This window comes from Pseudomonas sp. HD57-3 (assembly GCF_056113135.1).
In genome coordinates, this window is the sequence record NZ_CM148568.1 from 2,608,479 (window position 1) to 2,626,343 (window position 17,865).

The 17,865-nt window shown below is 62.0% G+C and carries 19 protein-coding genes; 8 read left to right on the forward strand and 11 right to left on the reverse strand.

Going from position 1 to position 17,865, the window contains the following annotated elements; all coding sequences use genetic code 11:
• Positions 1-11: 11 nt before the first annotated feature.
• From astA to AC0R79_RS11730, 7 genes are all read right to left on the reverse strand, one after another.
• Positions 12-1,046, reverse strand: a complete 1,035-nt coding sequence (gene astA, locus AC0R79_RS11700) for an arginine N-succinyltransferase (protein WP_007956239.1) — start codon at positions 1,044-1,046, stop codon at positions 12-14.
• A gap of 55 nt (positions 1,047-1,101) precedes the next feature.
• Positions 1,102-2,118: an arginine N-succinyltransferase gene (locus AC0R79_RS11705; protein ID WP_474734493.1), complete on the reverse strand. Its 1,017-nt coding sequence runs from the start codon at positions 2,116-2,118 to the stop codon at positions 1,102-1,104.
• A 118-nt stretch (positions 2,119-2,236) separates the two neighbouring features.
• Positions 2,237-3,586: an APC family permease gene (locus AC0R79_RS11710; protein ID WP_474734494.1), complete on the reverse strand. Its 1,350-nt coding sequence runs from the start codon at positions 3,584-3,586 to the stop codon at positions 2,237-2,239.
• 87 nt (positions 3,587-3,673) lie between these two features.
• Entirely contained in the window at positions 3,674-4,426 is a 753-nt protein-coding gene (locus AC0R79_RS11715) for an N-formylglutamate amidohydrolase (RefSeq protein ID WP_474734495.1), read from the reverse strand.
• On the reverse strand, positions 4,410-5,741 hold the full coding sequence (locus AC0R79_RS11720; protein ID WP_007956243.1) for a type I glutamate--ammonia ligase: 1,332 nt from the start codon (positions 5,739-5,741) through the stop codon (positions 4,410-4,412). The genes AC0R79_RS11715 and AC0R79_RS11720 overlap by 17 nt, the downstream gene beginning before the upstream one ends.
• Positions 5,738-6,382 carry a cysteine hydrolase family protein gene (locus tag AC0R79_RS11725; protein ID WP_127797595.1) on the reverse strand — a complete coding sequence of 215 codons (645 nt, stop codon included), beginning with the start codon at positions 6,380-6,382 and terminating at the stop codon, positions 5,738-5,740. Before AC0R79_RS11725 ends, AC0R79_RS11720 begins: the two co-directional genes overlap by 4 nt.
• Before the next feature lie 2 nt (positions 6,383-6,384).
• Positions 6,385-7,239: a MurR/RpiR family transcriptional regulator gene (locus AC0R79_RS11730; protein WP_474734496.1), complete on the reverse strand. Its 855-nt coding sequence runs from the start codon at positions 7,237-7,239 to the stop codon at positions 6,385-6,387.
• A gap of 320 nt (positions 7,240-7,559) precedes the next feature.
• On the opposite strand from AC0R79_RS11730, the gene AC0R79_RS11735 reads away from it, so the two are divergent.
• Both AC0R79_RS11735 and cobF read left to right on the forward strand, forming a co-directional pair.
• Complete coding sequence (locus AC0R79_RS11735; protein ID WP_474734498.1) at positions 7,560-8,132, forward strand: histidine phosphatase family protein; 573 nt, start codon at positions 7,560-7,562, stop codon at positions 8,130-8,132.
• Positions 8,129-8,884 carry a precorrin-6A synthase (deacetylating) gene (gene cobF, locus AC0R79_RS11740; protein ID WP_474734500.1) on the forward strand — a complete coding sequence of 252 codons (756 nt, stop codon included), beginning with the start codon at positions 8,129-8,131 and terminating at the stop codon, positions 8,882-8,884. The genes AC0R79_RS11735 and cobF overlap by 4 nt, the downstream gene beginning before the upstream one ends.
• On the opposite strand, the gene ftrA is transcribed toward cobF, so the two are convergent.
• Complete coding sequence (ftrA, locus tag AC0R79_RS11745; RefSeq protein ID WP_474734501.1) at positions 8,853-9,842, reverse strand: transcriptional regulator FtrA; 990 nt, start codon at positions 9,840-9,842, stop codon at positions 8,853-8,855. The two genes, cobF and ftrA, sit on opposite strands and share 32 nt — an antisense overlap.
• A gap of 100 nt (positions 9,843-9,942) precedes the next feature.
• Between ftrA and AC0R79_RS11750 the strand changes: the two genes are divergently transcribed.
• The 4 genes from AC0R79_RS11750 (at position 9,943) to AC0R79_RS11765 (ending at position 13,434) form a co-directional block, all read left to right on the forward strand.
• Positions 9,943-10,377, forward strand: a complete 435-nt coding sequence (locus AC0R79_RS11750) for a rhodanese-like domain-containing protein (protein ID WP_474734503.1) — start codon at positions 9,943-9,945, stop codon at positions 10,375-10,377.
• Positions 10,378-10,630: 253 nt separating this feature from the next.
• Positions 10,631-11,410: an ABC transporter substrate-binding protein gene (locus tag AC0R79_RS11755; protein ID WP_474734504.1), complete on the forward strand. Its 780-nt coding sequence runs from the start codon at positions 10,631-10,633 to the stop codon at positions 11,408-11,410.
• A gap of 128 nt (positions 11,411-11,538) precedes the next feature.
• Positions 11,539-12,651, forward strand: a complete 1,113-nt coding sequence (locus AC0R79_RS11760) for a succinylglutamate desuccinylase/aspartoacylase family protein (protein ID WP_474734506.1) — start codon at positions 11,539-11,541, stop codon at positions 12,649-12,651.
• Between the two features lie 66 nt (positions 12,652-12,717).
• The gene (locus AC0R79_RS11765) at positions 12,718-13,434 is read left to right on the forward strand and encodes an alpha/beta hydrolase (protein ID WP_127797601.1); all 717 of its coding nucleotides are present in this window, start codon (positions 12,718-12,720) and stop codon (positions 13,432-13,434) included.
• A 3-nt stretch (positions 13,435-13,437) separates the two neighbouring features.
• On the opposite strand, the gene AC0R79_RS11770 is transcribed toward AC0R79_RS11765, so the two are convergent.
• Entirely contained in the window at positions 13,438-14,004 is a 567-nt protein-coding gene (locus tag AC0R79_RS11770; RefSeq protein WP_085748241.1) for a DcrB/PsbP domain-containing protein, read from the reverse strand.
• An 86-nt stretch (positions 14,005-14,090) separates the two neighbouring features.
• On the reverse strand, positions 14,091-14,864 hold the full coding sequence (locus AC0R79_RS11775; protein ID WP_127797602.1) for a hypothetical protein: 774 nt from the start codon (positions 14,862-14,864) through the stop codon (positions 14,091-14,093).
• Positions 14,865-15,012: 148 nt separating this feature from the next.
• On the opposite strand from AC0R79_RS11775, the gene AC0R79_RS11780 reads away from it, so the two are divergent.
• Together AC0R79_RS11780 and AC0R79_RS11785 are read left to right on the forward strand one after the other, a co-directional pair.
• Positions 15,013-15,552, forward strand: a complete 540-nt coding sequence (locus AC0R79_RS11780; RefSeq protein ID WP_127797603.1) for a chalcone isomerase family protein — start codon at positions 15,013-15,015, stop codon at positions 15,550-15,552.
• Positions 15,553-15,628: 76 nt separating this feature from the next.
• Complete coding sequence (locus AC0R79_RS11785) at positions 15,629-16,948, forward strand: Nramp family divalent metal transporter (protein ID WP_007956264.1); 1,320 nt, start codon at positions 15,629-15,631, stop codon at positions 16,946-16,948.
• On the opposite strand, the gene AC0R79_RS11790 is transcribed toward AC0R79_RS11785, so the two are convergent.
• The gene (locus AC0R79_RS11790; RefSeq protein ID WP_474735094.1) at positions 16,945-17,838 is read right to left on the reverse strand and encodes a LysR family transcriptional regulator; all 894 of its coding nucleotides are present in this window, start codon (positions 17,836-17,838) and stop codon (positions 16,945-16,947) included. The genes AC0R79_RS11785 and AC0R79_RS11790 overlap by 4 nt on opposite strands.
• Positions 17,839-17,865 lie beyond the last annotated feature (27 nt).

Genomic DNA, 17,865 nt, shown 5'->3' on the forward strand with positions numbered 1-17,865 from the left:
GGCAGAGGCGCTCAGGCCGCAACCGCCTGCTGCTGTTGATTGGGCAGCGGCACCGCCCGCACCGAGTTGCCCGGCTGCAATTGCAGGCGTTTGGCGGTGAGGCGGTCGATCACCAGACTGCTGCCGACCCGACGTCCCGGCGCGACGGTGATGCGGCAGTTTTCCAGGCGGCGGTTGTGGATCAGCCACAGCGGCGCCTGATCGTCCGGCGTGCCGATGCTCAGGGTCAGTTCCAGGCTGTCGCGCACGGTGCGGATGCTGCGGATCGGTGCTTCGATCACCGGGCCGCCGTCGAAGATGTCGATGTAGCCTTTGTGAGCGAAACCCTCGGACTGAAGAATTTTCAGGGCCGGTTCGGTGTTGGGATGGGCCTGGCCGATCACGGCCTGAGCCTGCTCGGTGAGCAGGCAGGTGTACAGCGGCTGGCGCGGCATCAGTTCGGCGATGAACGCCTTGTTGCCCAGCCCGGACAGGTGGTCGGCATGGCTGAAGTCCATCTGGAAGAAGTGCCGGCCCAGACTGTCCCAGAATGGCGAACAGCCTTGTTCGTCGGCACTGCCGCGCAGTTCGGCGATCATTTTCTCGCCGAACAGGTGCGGGAATTCGGCGACAAACAGCAAGCGCCCCAGCGATAGCAGACGTCCATTGCTGCCGTGGCGCTGGTCATGGCGCAGGAACAGCGAGCACAGTTCCGATTGGCCGGTCAGTTCGTTGTTGAGGAACAGCGTCGGGATCTGCCGCTGAATGCCCAGGTCCGGCGCCGAGCTGACGGTCAGCCCGACGCGATAGTTGTACCAGGGCTCACGCAGGCCGACGGCCCCGGCCAGAGCGCTGACCCCGACCACTCGCTGCTCGTCGTCTTCAAGCACGAACAGGTAATCGGCATCGGCCCGTTCGACCTGCTCGGCGAAGGCGCGCTGTGCCCAGCGTACCCGGTGGGCCAGGCGATCTTCGTTGGCGGGCAGGGTGGTGAACCCCGGCCCGGCCTGTTGCACCAGCGTCATCAACGCTGGCAGGTCGCTGACTTGGACCGGACGGACAATCATGCTGCAACTCCTTTTGCGCGCCTGCTCAGGCACTGTCGTTGGGTAGGGGCGCGGTTCACAGGGCGATCAACCGGATCGTGCCGCCAGCGCGGACGTTGAGCGCCGCGCACAGGGCCGGATCGAGCGCCAGGGGCTGACCGGGCTGGAAATCCAGCTCGGCGACCACCGCCCGAAAGCCATGCAGAGCATCGTTGCTCACCAGATAGCGACCGCGAGCATCGATCAGCGGTTCCTCCTGAACCGTGACTGTCTGGCTCTGCGCGATCGAACGGATGTTGGCGGTGCGGGCATACAAGGTCGGGCCGGCATCGAACAGATCGATGTAGCTGTTGGTTTCAAAACCTTCGCGCTCAAGGATGTCGAAGGCTTCCTGGCCGTCCGGGTGGATGCGGCCAATGCAGTCCTGCGCGGCTTGCGGCAGCATCGGCACGTAGATCGGGTATTGCGGCATCAGTTCGGCGAGAAACGTACGGCTCTGCAAGCCGCACAGACGTTCGGCCTCGACGTAGGGCAGGTCGAAGAAATGTTTGCCCAGCGCATCCCAGAACGGTGAATGGCCTTGTTCGTCGCTGTAACCGACGATTTCGGTGATCACCGCTTCGGCAAAGCGCGGCGCGTGGGCGGCAATGAACAGCAGGCGTGCCCGCGACAGCAATTCGGAAAACGGCGTGCGCACCAGCGCTTCATCGATGTGAAAACCGCGCAGCAGTGTATGCCCGCTCAGGTCGTGACACAGCGACAGCGCCGGCACGCCGTGCTCGATGTTCAGCTCTCGCGAGGCACTGGTGAAGTGGCGGTTGCGCAGGCTGTAGAACGGCTCGTTGAAACCTGCGGTGGCGAGGATTTCCGAGCAGCCGACCAGTCGATGGCTGTCGATGTCCTCCAGCACGAAGAAGTAATTCTCCGGGCCCTGAACCGCCGCATCGCTGTCGAACGAGGCACAGGACGCGGCGATTTTTTCGCCCAGGCGTTCGCTGTCGTCCGGCAGGGATGTGACGCCCACCAGGCTGTCGCGTGCCAATTGTTGCAATTGAGGCAGGTCGTTTGGCTCGACTGGACGTAAGACCAGCATGGATGCACTCCTGTATCAAAAGGTTCGGCCCATTCGCCGAACCTGACTATCACTGTCGGTTTCCACGCGTTAAAGCGGCGGTCGCCTGATTTGTTGTCAGACGCCGCTCTTTTTCTTGTCAGCCATTGCTCGGGTCAGGCAGCGCGGTACTGGCGCCGAGCTTGTTCAGGAAGAACAGGTACACCAGACCCAGTACGATCCAGATCAGGCCGAGTTTCTGTGCATCGACGCCCATGTTGTACATGATGGCCGCGACGATGATGAAGCCGATCACCGGGCAGATCAGGTGACGGATCACCTGCCCGGATTTCTGCCGGCGCCAGTAGTAGTTGATCACGGTCAGGTGCAGCAGCATGAAGCCGCTCAGGGCGCCGAAGTTGACCAGCGAAGTCAGGGTGTCCACCGAATTGATGAACAAGTAGCAGATCACCAGCGACAGCACGGCCACCAGATAAATGCTCAGGTACGGCGTGTTGTGTTTCGGGTGCACCTTGGCCAGCACTTTCGGCAGCTTGCCGTCGCGGGCCATGCCGAACAGCAGGCGCGAGACCGCCGCTTGCGAAGTGATCGCCACCGCCACACCCCAGGCCAGGGCCGTGGCTACACCGGTCAAGGTTGCGAGCCAGCTGCCAGCTGCGATTTCGGCGATTTCATAGAACGCGGTGTCGGCGGACTTGAATCCCATGCCCGCAGCCAGATCGGTAGCGATCCAGGTTTGCGCGACGAAAATCACACCCATCACCACCAGCGTGATCAGTGCCGCTTTGCCGACGCTGCGACCCGGATCACCCTTGATCTCTTCGGCAAGGGTGGAGATCGCATCGAAGCCGAGGAACGACAGCACCGCAATCGACACCGCTTGCATTAGCAGGGCGAAGTTGAAGGTTTCCGGGTGATACAGCGGCGCGAGGGTCAACTGGCCGTTGCCGCCACCGTTGTGCAGGGCGCTCCAGGCGTAGAACAGGAAAATCCCCAGCACGACCAACTGCGCCAGCAGGAACACAATGTTCATGCGCGCGGTAAAGGTGATGCCGCGCAGGTTGACGAAGGTCGCACTGACCAGGAACGCCAGAATGAAGCCGACTTTCGGAATGTCCGGATACAAATGGTTGAGCGCCATCGCCGCATATACATAAAGCAGCGGCGGAATCAGCAGGTAATCGAGCAGCATCAGCCAGCCGGCGATGAAACCGACGTGTTGATTCAGGCCCCGTTGCGCGTAGGAATACACCGATCCGGCAATCGGAAAGGCCCGGGCCATGCTGCCGTAACTCAGCGCGGTGAAGACCATCGCCACCATGCCGATGATGTAAGCCAGAGGCACCATCCCCGGTGCCTCGGCGTTGACGTAGCCATACACGCCGAACGGGGCGATAGGGATCATGAAGATCATCCCGTACACCACCAGGTCGGTTAGTGTCAGGCTACGTTTCAACTCCTGTTTGTAGCCGAACTCTTCTATTTCCATGAAGCGCAACTCCTTGTCAGCCAATCGGTCGTTTTAGTTGTTATATCGGTCCGTCGTTTACAGCGTCAGCAGTGGTTACAACAATCCTTACAGCAATGGAGCCAGATAATCCGCCCAGCGGGTTACCGCTTCCGGGCTGCGCAGCAGATCGTTGCGCACTTCGATCAACACCGACTCCAGGCCCCGTGCATCGCCGTGCACCGGTACGGTCATGTCGCCCAGCGGGTCGATCCTGTACGGCTGGTTGCCGGCGACTTTCAGCGGGTGTCGTTCCAGACCGTCGAGCATCCGCTGGGCGTAGGCCTTGGCCTGACCGAACAGCACGCCGACTTCCAGCTCACGCGGCTGGCCGTAGTACACCGGGGTGAAACTGTGAATCCCTACCACCCGTACCGGCCGACCTTCGGCCAGACGGGCATCGATCAGTTGTTGCAGCCGCGTGTGAAACGGCTTGAACAGGCACTGGCGCCGGTATTCGCGGGTGGCTTCGTCGAGCTCGCGGTTACCCGGCACCTGATAGATCTCGCTCTGCGCCGGGATGCTGTCGGGCGCATGCCGGGGGCGGTTGAGGTCGATCAGCAAGCGCGAGTAGTTGGCGCTCAGCAGCGTCGCACCCAGTTGCTCCGACAGTTGCTCGGCCAGCGCCAGGGCACCGATGTCCCAGGCGATATGTTCGCGCGCGGCTGTGTCATCCAGGCCCAGATTGTTCAGGGCCTCGGGGATGTAGCGGCTGGCGTGTTCGCACACCAGAATCAGTGGGTGCGTCGAATCTTCACGGCTCAGGTTGTAGACCGGTCGGGTGTACAACCCAAGCTCGGCGGATTCAGTACAGGCGTGCATAGTGCTCACAAAGGTCAGCGGGCGAGAGCTGTTCCGTCAGCGCCAGTTCCTCGGTTTTAAGGGCGAAAAATGTTTCGAGCAACGCGCTTGGCAGCGCTTCGACCAGCGCTTCACTGCGACGCAGGCAATCCAGTGCCTGAGCCAGAGAGGCGGGCAGGGCAACGATGCCCCGGGCCTTGCGTTGTTCGTCATTGAGTGAATCAGGAATTTCATCGGTGATCGCGTTCAGCGCCAGACGCTGCTCGATCCCCAGGCGTCCGGCGATCAGCAGTGCGGCCATTGCCAGATGCGGCGAGGCGGTGGCGTCCATGGCGCGGAATTCCAGGTTGTATTGTTTCGCCACGGGCTTGTTGCCCAGGCTCACGGTCGGGCAGATGCGCAGCGCCGCTTCGCGGTTTTGCTGGCCGAGGCAGGCGTAGGACGCGCTCCAGTGATGCGGTTGCAAGCGTTCATACGACACCGGTGTCGGTGCAGTGAACGCGCACAGCGCCGGCAAATAATGCAGCACGCCCGCCGCCCAGTGCTGGCCGAGGGTCGACAGGCCATTGCTGGTGCCGGCGTCGTAGAGCATCGGCTGACCGGCCAAGTCGAGCAGACTGACGTGCAGGTGCACACCGTTACACACCGCGTCGGCAGCGGTTTTTGGCGCAAAGCTCAGATCCAGACCCATCTGCCGGGCGATTTCGCGGGTGATCTCGCGCACGTTGACCGCGCGATCCGCCGCCGCCACGCCAAGGGTCGGGCGGCAGGTGATTTCGTATTGATGCTTGCCGTATTCGGGCAGGAACATTTCCGGCTCGACGCCACCGGCGCGCAACGCACTGAGCAGCCAGCCACCGAATTCGGCGCCCTGGCGCTGGGCTTCCAGCGAGAACGCCAGATGTTCGGCAAACCCGGCGTGCAGGTTGAATTCGTGTTCGAACGCGGCGTTGACCTGCAAGCCGAGTTCATCACGATAGCGCTCGACCTCGTTACGCAGCAGGGTGCGCGGACACGCCGCCCATGGCCGGCCATCGGTTTCGCGGATGTCGCCATGGATAAAATCCAGTGCTGGCGCTGCGGCGTCCGGGCCATTGCCGACGGTGACACGGCTGGCCAGATCGGGAATCAGCCGCAGGTCGCCATAAGCGCCCCACGGACTGGTCGAGGCGATGATGTCCTGCGGCGTCAGCGCGCTGTTGGCCGGCACCCAGCCACAACCGGCGGCCTGATAGTGCTCCAGCTCATCGGTGGGAAACGAACGGCCACGGGTGACGCCGATCAGGTCGGTGGTGACGATGGTGGTCATCGGCAACGGCGACAGGCGTTCGCTCATGGCTGCATCTCCTGCAACCGGCCGAGTACGGTGTCGGTGTCGGTGATCCAGCAGTAGCCCTTGATCGCGTTCAGGCAGGCGTCGTGGCGTGCTTCGGTGTACGTCGCGCAGGCGTCCGCCACCAGAGTGACGAGGTAGCCACGGTCGGCGGCATCGCGCACGGCCATGTCGACGCATTGGTCGGTGACGATGCCGGCGATGATCAGGTGACGGGTTTCAAGGTTGCGCAGCACGTAGTCGACGTTGGTCGAGTTGAAGACTCCGGATGAGGTCTTCGGCAGCACGATTTCGTTTTCCGCCGGGGTCAGTTCGGCGATGACCTGTGCCTGCGGGCTGCCCTTGGGCAGGTGCATGTCCGACAGTTTGTGATCCAGCGAGCGGTCGCGGCCGTCGGCGGTCAGGCTTTCGATCAGGGTGTGCAGTACGTTCTGCCGTGCGTCGCGGAAGGCGTTGAGCAGCCGAACCTGATTGGGCACCACTTGCGAGCGCGTGCGGTTGAGGAAGTACGCGGCATCCGGGCCTTCGAGGTGCGGGTCGAACTGCGGCTCGAGCCAGGCGCGCTGCATGTCCACCAGCAACAGAGCGGTGTGGTCGGTGACAAACGGCAAGTCCCGCGGCGAGCGATGGGGAAGGCTGAACATCCTTATTTATCCTCCAGCAAATGGGTGTCGAAGTCGTTGCGCAGGGCATCGATGCCTTCCAGGCGATCGGCAAGGTCCGGGCAACGCAGGGTCAGGCAGGCAATCAATGCCTCGACCTGGGCCAGCGCCGGGACCATGGTGTCGAACGGCGAGGCCGACTCCACCGGAGCGCTGATGATCATGTCGGCCAGTTCGCGCAGCGGCGAGGCATAGATGTCGGTGAACAGCACGACGCGAGCGTTGTTGTTCTTCGCCGCGCTCGCTACGCGCAGGGCCTGGGTCTGGTAGCGGCGATAGTCGAACACCAGCATCACATCCTGACGTTGCAGGTCGAACAGGCGGTCGGGCAGTTGCGCGTTGTCCTCCAGCGCAAAGCAACCGGGGCGCAGCAAGCGCAAATGATTGAGCAGGTAAGTCGCCATCAGACTGCTGAAGCGCCCGCCGAAGCAGTACACCTGATGCCGGGTGTCGAGCAGCCAGTCGGCCAGAATTCGCACGTCTTCCGGTTGGGTCAGGGCCTGGGTTTCGGCCAGCAGGTTGTGGCTGTGAGCCAGGTAATGGCTCCAGGCATCGTCCTTGTTCTGATGCGAGCGCGGCTGCAACAGCGTGCGCGGCGAGCGCAGGCGATGGTCCATGTCGCTGAGCAGGGCGTCCTGGAATTCGGCGTAACCACCGAAACCGAGCTTTTTCACAAGCCGTACGATGGTCGGATCGCTGACGCCGGCATGTTCGGCCAGGCGCGCCATCGGGCCAAGCCCATTGCGTGGATACTGATCGAGCAAGGCGCGAACGACTTTGCGCTCCGACGGCGTCAGGTCAAGGCCGGGGTCGGTGATCAGGTCTCTTAAAGGGGGCATCCGGGCTCCTGCTGGATGGGGTGTTGAATTCGCTTCATAATCCGTTAAAACAGTATTTATGTAACTGATGCTACATGTCTAGCGAATTTTTCGGCGTTTAAACCAAGCCCCAAAATGGGGCGGGAAGCCCGTAACGCAAGGGTTACACGGATGTCGATCAGTCTTGTAGTCCATTGCCCATAGTGGTGTCAGACATTGCCGCTTTCATACGCTCGAGTCGCCCAATCGACTTGCCCGGAATCTCCCGGTTTACGGCACAATTGCCGCTCTATCCGCGATTACACCGATGACCGTCCTGTTTTCCAGCCGAGTGACTTCCCGTGCAGACCACCCGTTTGACATTGATCTGCCATGCCAGAACAGTCGCACAAAAATTGGCGTGTTTTCCTACGAACGAACCTGTTGAAGAAACGGGGCTGGCGTCCTGCTCGCTGGCTTCGCGTTTCAACACAGCTTCACGGCTGATTTGCGGCCCGGAGCTGCGCACCCGCCAGACAGCGGAGTGGTTTGGCCATGAAGCACAAATCGATCAGGCCCTGCGTGATTGCGACTGGGGACGCTGGCAAGGTCAGTCGATCAAGGACTTGCAACGACACGAACCCGAGGCATTGCAAGCCTGGCTCGAGGATCCGCACGCCGCACCCCACGGCGGTGAGTCGGTGGCGCAACTGCGTGAACGGGTGGCGGCGTGGCTGGTTTCACTGCAAGCCACGCCGGGACACGTGGTGGCGGTCACCCATCCGTTCGTGATTCGTGCTGCATTGATGCAGGTCGTGCAGGGTGCGGCGTTTCACAGCATCGACGTCGAGCCGCTGGCGGCGGTCGATCTGCAGTTTACCGGGCGCTGGCGGCTACGCTTGTCCGGCATGAGCCTGGAAGGAGCAGAGCAATGAAGCGATTGCTGGTGATCGGCATCGGTGCCGGCAACCCGGACTACATCACGATGCAGGCGGTGAAGGCGCTGAATCAGGTGGACGTGTTTTTCCTGATGGACAAGGGCCAGAGCAAGGACAAGCTGATCGACCTGCGTCGCGAAATCTGTGAGCGCTACATCACCGATCGTACCTACCGTTTCGCCGAAGCCCACAGCCCGGAACGCGAGCGCGGCGATGTGGACTACAGCGCCAGCGTCGATGATCTGAACCGCGCCAAGCAGCAAACCTTCGAACGCCTGATCAATAACGAATTGTCTGACGGGCAGTGCGGCGGTTTTCTGGTGTGGGGCGATCCTGCGTTGTACGACAGCACGATTCGTATTCTGCAGGCGATTCTGGCCTCGGGGCGATGTGCGTTTGAATTCGAAGTCATTCCCGGCATCACCAGCGTTCAGGCTCTGGCGGCGCAGCACAAGGTGCCGTTGAACACCATCGGCCGCTCGATTGAAATCACCACCGGCCGACGCCTGGCGGCGGGGCAGGTGAGTGATACCGACAGTCTGGTGGTGATGCTCGACGCGGAAGATTCCTACCACCACGTGGCGGATCAGGAGACCGAGATTTACTGGGGCGCCTACCTCGGCACGGCGGATGAAATCCTCATCCATGGCAAGCTCGGCGAAGTTGCCGATGAGATAGAACGGGTGCGCAAGGCTGCCCGAGCCGAGCATGGCTGGATCATGGACACTTATCTTCTGCGCAAGCCTTGATCTCGCGACCAAAGCGTTCGCGATACACAGAGGGCGGCACTCCGACCACGCTGCGAAACGCCACACGAAAGCTTTCCACCGAGCGATAGCCACAACGCAGGGCGATCTGCTCGGTGTTCTGCGGTGTGCTTTCCAGTAATTCCCGGGCCCGGGCCAGTCGTTCATGTTGCAGCCAAGCCTTGGGTGACTGGCCGCTGGCTTCGGTAAATCTTCGCAGGAAGGTGCGTTCGCTCATCGCCGCTTCGCTGGCCAGATCGCGCACTTCCAGCGGTTCGTGCAGACGCTCGCGGGCCCACTGCATCACGCGCGACAGGTCGCTGCGCGGCGTTGGGCTGACCGGTGTCGGAATGAATTGCGCCTGGCCGCCGGTACGTTGCGGCGACATCACCAGCCGTCGCGCCACCGAGTTGGCGATCTGGGTGCCGAAGTCCCGCGCCACCAGGTGCAGGCAGGCGTCGATTCCGGCCGCGCTGCCGGCCGATGTAATCAATTGGCCGGAATCGACGTAAAGCACGTCCGGGTCGACATCGATGGCCGGGAATCGCTCGGCCAGCTCCGAGGTGTAGCGCCAGTGGGTGGTGGCGCCGTGCCCGTCGAGCAGGCCGCTGGCGGCCAGAACAAACACCCCGGAGCAGATCGACAGCAATCGGGCGCCGCGTGAATGTGCATCACGCAATGCGTCGAGCAGGACTTCCGGCACCGGCGCATTTCGGTCACGCCAGCCGGGAATGATGATGGTGCGCGCATCCGCCAACAATTCCAGGCCACCGTCCGCCAGCACCTGAATCCCGCCCATGGCGCGCATCGGCCCTTGATCCACGGCGGCGATGCAGTGCTCGTACCACGGGAAATCGAACTCCGGCCGGGCCAGGCCGAAGATCTCCACGGCGATGCCGAACTCGAAGGTGCAGAGGCCGTCGTAGGCCAGAATCGCGACCAATCCAGGTGAATCAGGCATTTGGCGGAAAATTCCCGGTAAGTGTCTTGTGCGCCACTGTAGCGGCAAGCGGCGGCTCGATAAAGTCTGTTCATCCCCACAGACAACGGAGTGATTCAACATGCCCAGCCTGGTTCGCGAAATTCCTGCAGCCCCTTCGGCCATTGCCCTGATGCATTTCAGCAACCGTCTGACCTTCGAAACCGATTGTTCCGACGTCCTCAGCAGCCAGGAAGCCGGCGAAGTCGACTTTGTGCTGGTGGACGTGCGCGGGCCGCTGGCCTTCGAGCGGGGTCACGTGCCAGGCGCGATCAATATTCCGGGGCGTTTGCTGACGGCGGAAGGGCTGGTGGACTACTCGAAAAACACACTTTTCGTGGTTTATTGCGCCGGCCCCCACTGCAATGGCGCCAACAAGGCTGCGGTGAAACTGGCGGCGCTGGGTTATCCGGTCAAGGAGATGATCGGCGGGGTGACTGGATGGCTGGATGAAGGATTTCAGTTGAGTGTCGCGACACCGCGTGTCGCCACAGCACCGATCGCCTGCGATTGCTGATAGCCGGAGGGTTGCCGCTTCGGCGGCAGTTTTGTCGGCTTTGTCCTACAACCCTTGCACCGCTCTGGCGCACACTTTTCCCACGTGATGGCACTCGCCGATTTTCTGTAAGTATTTGTCGCTCAAACACAATTTGCCCCGTGCGCGCCGCCATAGACTGCCGGCCACTTCGGTTTCTTTGCGCTACACAGCTCAAGGCCGAACCTGACAATCGAAAGCTGCCAATAAAAGCCTCCGCACACGGGAGTAATAAATGAAAAAGCTGGTTATGTTCGGTGCCCTGGCACTGTCGATGTTGTCCCTGACCGCCGTGGCCGAAGACGCCAAACCGATCCGTATCGGTATCGAAGCCGGTTACCCGCCATTCTCGATGAAAAACCCTGACGGCAAACTGGCCGGTTTCGACGTGGACATCGGCGATGCGCTGTGTGAGCAGATGAAAGTCAAATGCACCTGGGTCGAGCAAGAATTCGACGGCCTGATCCCGGCGCTGAAAGTGAAGAAGATCGACGCGATCCTGTCCTCGATGACCATCACTGACGACCGCAAGAAAAACGTCGATTTCACCATCAAGTACTACCACACCCCGGCGCGCTTCGTGATGAAGGCAGGCTCGGGCGTGAAAGACCCGCTGGTCGAGCTCAAAGGCAAGAAAGTCGGCGTTCTGCGCGCCAGTACCCACGACCGTTACGCGACCGAAGTGCTGGTGCCGGCCGGGATCGAGCTGGTGCGTTACGGCTCGCAGCAGGAAGCCAACCTGGACATGGTGTCCGGTCGTATCGACGCGATGCTGGCCGACTCGGTCAACCTGAGCGACGGCTTCCTGAAAACCGACGCCGGCAAAGGCTTCGAATTCGTCGGCCCGACCTACGAAGACGCCAAGTACTTCGGCGGCGGCGCCGGTATTGCCGTGCGTAAAGGCGATACCGAGCTGGCGGAGAAATTCAACACCGCCATCAACGAAATCCGCGCCAACGGCAAGTACAAGCAAGTGCAGGACAAGTACTTCGACTTTGACGTGTACGGCCATTAATACGCCGTAGAAAAAAGTGGCCCCGTTTGCGCGGTGGCCACTTTTTTTTCGCCCGTGATTTATCCTGTCAGCACATTTTCAATGCAGTCATTGCCCCGGCAACGACCACAGAATTCCCGGAGTTCCCCATGCAACGCATCGATCATCTTCTGCCCTGGAGCCACTTGGGCAGCGAACGTTCTCTGAGCGTGTTCCGTTACGGCGCCGGCCCGCGCAAGGTCTACATCCAGGCCAGCCTGCACGCCGATGAACTGCCGGGCATGCGCACCGCGTGGGAACTGAAAAAGCGCCTGGCCGAGCTGGAAAGCAACGGTCAGTTGCAAGGCGTGATCGAACTGGTGCCGGTGGCCAACCCGATCGGCCTCGATCAGCACCTGCAAGGCAGCCACATGGGGCGTTTCGAGCTGGGCAGCGGCAAGAACTTCAACCGCTCCTTCGTCGAGCTCAGCGCGCCGGTGGCCGAGCGCATCGGGAGTCAGTTGGGTGGTGATGCCCAAGCCAACATTGCGTTGATCCGCCAGACCATGGGCCAGGTCCTCGACGAACTGCCAGCCCCGGCCTCGCAACTGGAAGCGCTGCACCGCCTGTTGCTGCGCCACGCCTGCGAGGCCGACATCACCCTCGATCTGCATTGCGATTTCGACGCCGCGATTCATATTTACGCACTGCCGCAACACTGGCCGCAGTGGCAGTCCCTCGCCGCACGCCTGAAGGCTGGCGTGGCGCTGTTGTGTGAAGATTCCGGCGGCAGCTCGTTCGATGAGTCCTGCTCTTCGCCGTGGTTGCGCCTGGCCCGGGCCTTCCCGGACGCGGCGATTCCACCGGCCAACCTCGCCACCACCCTTGAGTTGGGCAGCATGGGCGACACCCGCGTCGATCAAGCTCAGGCCAATTGCGAGGCGATCCTCGGCTTCCTGGCCGAGCAGGGCTTCATCAGCGGCGATTGGCCGAAAGCGCCGGACGAATGCTGCGAAGGCATGCCGTTCGAAGGCACCGAATACCTGTTCGCACCGCATCATGGCGTGGTGAGTTTCCTGCGCAATGCCGGTGAATGGGTCGAGCGCGGCGATGCGCTATTCGAAGTGGTCGATCCGCTGAACGATCGCGTGACCACCGTGCGCGCCGGCACCAGCGGCGTGTTGTTCGCCATCGATCGCGGCCGCTACACCCAGCCGGGCATCTGGCAGGCGAAAGTGGCGGGGCGCGAGCCGATTCGAGTCGGCAAGCTGATCAACGACTGACACCCCATCCTCCGGATCACAGTGTTAGGCTCTGCCCCGAACCCTGCACTGTGTGAAGGAAGGCTTATGTTGAAGGTGTTTGCGCTGTTGACGCTGCTCGCGTCCACTGCCGTTCAGGCTCAGACCTCGTTGCAAAACGATCTGCCGCTCAACTACCTGGCCCAGGTGCACCCGGACGCCGAACAGCGTCCGCTGGTGATTTTCCTGCATGGCTATGGCAGCAACGAAGCAGACTTGATCGGTATGAAATTTCAGCTGCCCAAGCAGTACAACTACCTGTCGGTGCAGGCACCGATGGCGTTGGGGGAAGGGCGTTTCCAGTGGTTTCGCAAGAAAGGCGAAGGTGCCTACAACGGCGAGACCGACGATCTGAAGGCCAGCAGCCAGAAACTGCGGGCCTTTATTGTCGCTGCGGCGCAGAAATATCACGCGCAACCGGAGAAGGTGTACCTGATCGGTTTCAGCCAGGGCGCGATGATGACCTACGAGGTCGGGCTGCGGCAGCCAGCGGCGGTGGGTGGCATTGCCGCGTTGAGCGGGCGGGTGTTGCCGGTGCTCAAGAGCGAGCTGAAGTCAGAGCAACAGCATCCGCCGCTGGAAATCTTCATCGGCCACGGCACCGCGGATGACCGAGTGCCGTACAGCGGTGGCACCGAGGCCGATGCGTTGTTGCAGAAGCTGTCGTACAAACCGCAATTTCATGCCTATCCCGGCGTCGGCCACAGCATCAGCGCGGCCGAACTTCGGGACTTGAACGACTGGTTGCAGCAACTCAATCCTTGAAAATCACTTTTCCTTGAGGATGGTTTTCACCAATGCCTCGTGACCGCTCTTGTCGCTGGCCCGGGAAATCACCTGGACCAGCGCCATGCGCGTGCCGGAACCGGCCAGCAACGTGGTGTTGAGAGTCTGGCCGCCGCCCTGGGTGGCGGTGCTGTCGACCTGACGCAGACCGAGACCATTGCCTTTCTGGGTCAGGCTCTTTTCGCTGAGTTTGTTGAAGTCCGGCAGGGCTTTGCGCTGGGCGTCGATGAAATCGGAGACGGTGCCGTCGAGGAACGCACTGTCGTTGTCCTTGACGTTGTTGCCTTCGGGAATCTGGTTTTCGGCGACGATGACCACAGTCTTGGTGGCATCGTTGCTGTACATGGTGCCCTTGGCACCGGTCGGCCCGGCCGGCAGCGGGTCGCCGACAAAGCCCTTGGGCAGGACAAAACTGAATTTGCCGTCGAGCATCGAGACCTTCTCGGTGACAGCCTTCTCTTTGGCCTTGGCTGCCTGAGCATTGATGGCGCCGAAACCGGCCACCGCCGCCAACAACAGGACGACGGCTTTCTTGCTAAGCAATGACATTCGAATCTCCGAGGGATGGTCGCGCTTGGGCGGCGATCATCCCACGGAGCACACCCGGCACTCCAGAGCGGTTTGTCCGGGCGGGCTCAGTTCGGCGACGGTGCCGGCGCGGGTTTGGCCAGCAACTGCCGGGTGACGCCCAGCATCGCCACCGAAACGGCCACGGCCACCACGAAGCCACCGAAACCCAGATTGGGAACCGTCAGCGCCAGCACCAGACAAAACGCCGAAAACGAATACATCCCCGTCGCTGTCGCCCGCAACAACGCAGCGGTGAACGCCGGACCACGGGTTTGTTGGGAAAACACCGCCATCACGCTGCCCAGAACCGGGAATACCGCGAGCAGACCGCTCCAGCGTTCGCCGACGGTGCTGGCCAGCATCGTCACCACCAGCGTCAACGCGGCCCCGGCGATCATCCGCCAGACCAGTTTGTCCGACTTCGGCGCCGAGCCACCGACCACCGGTTGCACCTTGGGGAACAGGTATGGCGCGGCGAGAAGGGCAGTTGCAGCGGCGGCAATCGAGAAGGGCAGAGAGGCCGGTATCAGCGACAGGATCAACGCCAGCACGGCCCAGACCGATAACGAAACCACCAATGCCAGCGGCCAGTTCGCCCGCTGCGCCACCTGCGCATAAGTGACGCAAAACGCGATCATCGCAAACATGGCCGACAGCGCCGCGACCGCCGATTGCGCGGCAAACGCCGGCCCTTGCTCGATGGCGAGGAAAAACAGAATCGGCCCGACCACCACCGGCAATCCCGACAGCCAACCGGCAACGCTGGGGCCCCAACGCTTCCCGGCCAGGGAAATCAGCAGCAAAAAACCGGGAATCAGCAGCAGTTTGAGGATCAGCACGCAGGTGTCTCCGTGGGGTTGAATGAGGGCCACGTTAGCATTGTCGTGAACGGATTGCTGCACTTGTATGCAAAAGATGTATACAAAATGCCGAGCGCGATAGCGGGCTATGCTCTGAGTATCAGGGTTTACCGGAGTCGATGCCGCGATGAGCAGTACACCGAAGGTGTTGCGTGGATGCTGCGGGATCGGCTTGTGGGCCTTGTTGCTGACCCCCACCTGGGCCAGTTGGCAGGACGCGGTGCCCGGCGCACAGATCATCGGCACCGGCGATTTCAGCGTGTTCGGTTTCGACGTCTACAACGCCCGGTTGTGGAGCGCGGCGCGACCGCTGGCCGACGGACAGCCCTTTGCCCTTGAGCTGATCTACCGTCGCTCCATTTCCCGCGATGACCTGGTGAAGGCCAGCGTCGATGAGATCAGGCGTCTGGCCGGTGCTTCCCTCAGCCCGGTGCAACTGGCCGTGTGGCAAACCCAGATGCAGCAATCGTTCGTCGACGTCCAGGCCGGCACACGGATCACCGGGGTATATCTGCCGGGGCAGGGCGCACGGTTCTTTGTCGGCCAACAGTTGCAGCATGAAATCGATGATCCGCAGTTTGCCCGGGCGTTTTTCGACATCTGGCTCGACCCGCGCACGCGCAGTCCCGAGCTGCGCCAGCAATTGCTCGGCAACGCCAAACCCTGAGCGCAGCACATCTGCGCTTGGGCACATCGACTGAAACGTCTAAGCTGCGTCTTTCGACTTGTTTCTGGATGTGTGCGTGAAATTCAGCTTGCCCAAAATCGCCACGGCGCCGTTCTGCCCGCCGGAGGTGGCCGGCAGTGTCCCGGTCGATCCCAACGCCTCGTTCTTCAAACGCGTGCTGCGCTTTGCCGGCCCCGGTTTGCTGGTGTCGATCGGCTACATGGATCCGGGCAACTGGGCCACCGCCATCGAGGCCGGTTCGCGCTTCGGCTACAGCCTGTTGTTCGTGGTGTTGCTGGCGAGTCTGGCGGGCATGGTCGTGCAATGCCTGTGCTCGCGATTGGGCATCGCCACCGGACGCGATCTGGCGCAGTTGTCCCGCGAACGCTACAGCACTCCGACGGCGCGGCTGCAATGGGTGCTGGCGGAAATCTCGATCATTGCCACTGACCTGGCTGAAGTGCTCGGCTGTGCGCTGGCGTTTCACCTGTTGCTGGGCTGTTCGCTGACGTTCGGCATCGCCCTGACCGCATTCGATACGTTGCTGGTGCTGGCCCTGCAAAACCGTGGTTTCCGCCGGCTCGAGGCGATCATGCTGGTGCTGGTAGGCACCATCGGCGCGTGTTTCTTCGTCGAGCTGTTGCTGATCAAACCGTACTGGCCGGACGTCGCCCAAGGCTTCAAACCGTCGCTGTCGGCGATCAGCGATGCCGCGCCGTTGTATCTGGCCATTGGCATCCTCGGGGCCACGGTGATGCCGCACAATCTTTACCTGCACACTTCGATCGTACAGACGCGACTGATCGGCAAGGATCTGGCCAGCAAGCAAGACGCGGTGAAACTGGCGCGCATCGACACCATTGGTTCGCTGGCGCTGGCGTTGCTGGTCAACGCGGCGATCCTGATTCTCGCGGCGGCAGCCTTTCATCAGTCCGGACACACCGACGTGGTCGACATCCAGGACGCCTATCACTTGCTCGACCCACTGGTGGGCGGCGCGCTGGCCAGCGTGCTGTTCGGCGTGGCGCTGCTGGCGTCGGGGCAGAGTTCGACCTTCACCGGCACCATCGCCGGGCAAGTGATCATGGAAGGCTATCTGAACCTGCGAATCCCTTGCTGGCAGCGGCGCCTGATCACCCGCGGGCTGGCGCTGATCCCGGCATTCATCGGCGTGTGGCTGATGGGCGACGGCGCGGTGGGCAAGTTGCTGGTGCTGAGCCAGGTGGTGTTGAGCCTGCAACTGCCGTTTGCGCTGTATCCGCTGATTCGCATGACCAACGACAAGCAACTGATGGGACCGTTTGTGAATCGGTTGCCAACCAAGGTTCTCGCGTGGGGATTGTTTGTGGTGATCAGCGGCGCGAATGCGTGGCTGATTCTGCAGCTAGCGGCCTAACGGCCAAACGCCTCGACCACAAAATCAATGAACACCCGGGTCTTGGCCGGCAGCAAGGTTCTGCTCGGGTAGTACAGCGAAATCGCCCCGGCATCGCATTGCCAGTCGGGCAGCAGCCGCACCAGTTCACCGCGTTCGATCTGCGCGCTGACATCGGGCAGCACCAGCATCGTCACGCCCAAGCCCAGCAGCGCAGCCTTGCGCATGGCCATCGGGTCATTCAGGACGATGTTCGGGTTGAGCAGGGCGCTGGCCTGTTCGCCGGCTTCGTTGTGCATCTGCCATTGGCGTAGGCGTCCGGTGCGCAGGCCGCGCATGACGATGCCGTGGTGATCGGCGAGATCAGCCGGATGTCGCGGCAGTGTGCGGCCGGCCAGATACGCCGGCGACGCCACCGCCAGCACTTCGGCGGACGACAATGGCCGGGCGACCACGCCGGGCGTCAGTTCGAAGCCGCCACCAATCGCCACGTCGTAGCCCTCGGCGATCAGATCCACCTGACGATTTTCGAAGTGCCATTCCGGGCGAATCAGCGGATAACGCGCCAGAAACTCTGGCAGCAGCGGCAGCATGTGATCGATGCCGAATGTCGGCGGCAGGCTGATCTTGAGCACACCCGCCGGCTCGCTGCGCTCGGTCGCTACCGTTGCAATCGCTGCCTGCAAGGCGTCGAGGTTGCCGCCGATGCTCGCCAGAAAACCTTCACCGGCCTCAGTCAGCGACAGCTTGCGGGTCGAGCGCTGAAACAGCCGCACGCCGAGGTTGCGCTCAAGGATCGCCACGTTGCGACTGACCGCCGCCGGCGTCAGCGCCAGCAACCGCGCAGCAGCAGAGAAGCTGCCGGTCTCGGCGCTGCGGACGAAGGATTCAAGATTGGCGAGGGTTTCCATGGTTTCGACCTGATAGCGATGCTTGAA

What these genes read in the sequence shown, in the direction of transcription:
- astA (WP_007956239.1), bottom strand. Translation starts at nt 1,046, where the DNA reads ATGATTGTCCGTCCGGTCCAAGTCAGCGACCTGCCAGCGTTGATGACG.
- AC0R79_RS11705 (WP_474734493.1), bottom strand. Translation starts at nt 2,118, where the DNA reads ATGCTGGTCTTACGTCCAGTCGAGCCAAACGACCTGCCTCAATTGCAA.
- AC0R79_RS11710 (WP_474734494.1), bottom strand. Translation starts at nt 3,586, where the DNA reads ATGGAAATAGAAGAGTTCGGCTACAAACAGGAGTTGAAACGTAGCCTG.
- AC0R79_RS11715 (WP_474734495.1), bottom strand. Translation starts at nt 4,426, where the DNA reads ATGCACGCCTGTACTGAATCCGCCGAGCTTGGGTTGTACACCCGACCG.
- AC0R79_RS11720 (WP_007956243.1), bottom strand. Translation starts at nt 5,741, where the DNA reads ATGAGCGAACGCCTGTCGCCGTTGCCGATGACCACCATCGTCACCACC.
- AC0R79_RS11725 (WP_127797595.1), bottom strand. Translation starts at nt 6,382, where the DNA reads ATGTTCAGCCTTCCCCATCGCTCGCCGCGGGACTTGCCGTTTGTCACC.
- AC0R79_RS11730 (WP_474734496.1), bottom strand. Translation starts at nt 7,239, where the DNA reads ATGCCCCCTTTAAGAGACCTGATCACCGACCCCGGCCTTGACCTGACG.
- cobF (WP_474734500.1), top strand. Translation starts at nt 8,129, where the DNA reads ATGAAGCGATTGCTGGTGATCGGCATCGGTGCCGGCAACCCGGACTAC.
- ftrA (WP_474734501.1), bottom strand. Translation starts at nt 9,842, where the DNA reads ATGCCTGATTCACCTGGATTGGTCGCGATTCTGGCCTACGACGGCCTC.
- AC0R79_RS11750 (WP_474734503.1), top strand. Translation starts at nt 9,943, where the DNA reads ATGCCCAGCCTGGTTCGCGAAATTCCTGCAGCCCCTTCGGCCATTGCC.
- AC0R79_RS11755 (WP_474734504.1), top strand. Translation starts at nt 10,631, where the DNA reads ATGAAAAAGCTGGTTATGTTCGGTGCCCTGGCACTGTCGATGTTGTCC.
- AC0R79_RS11760 (WP_474734506.1), top strand. Translation starts at nt 11,539, where the DNA reads ATGCAACGCATCGATCATCTTCTGCCCTGGAGCCACTTGGGCAGCGAA.
- AC0R79_RS11765 (WP_127797601.1), top strand. Translation starts at nt 12,718, where the DNA reads ATGTTGAAGGTGTTTGCGCTGTTGACGCTGCTCGCGTCCACTGCCGTT.
- AC0R79_RS11770 (WP_085748241.1), bottom strand. Translation starts at nt 14,004, where the DNA reads ATGTCATTGCTTAGCAAGAAAGCCGTCGTCCTGTTGTTGGCGGCGGTG.
- AC0R79_RS11780 (WP_127797603.1), top strand. Translation starts at nt 15,013, where the DNA reads ATGAGCAGTACACCGAAGGTGTTGCGTGGATGCTGCGGGATCGGCTTG.
- AC0R79_RS11790 (WP_474735094.1), bottom strand. Translation starts at nt 17,838, where the DNA reads ATGGAAACCCTCGCCAATCTTGAATCCTTCGTCCGCAGCGCCGAGACC.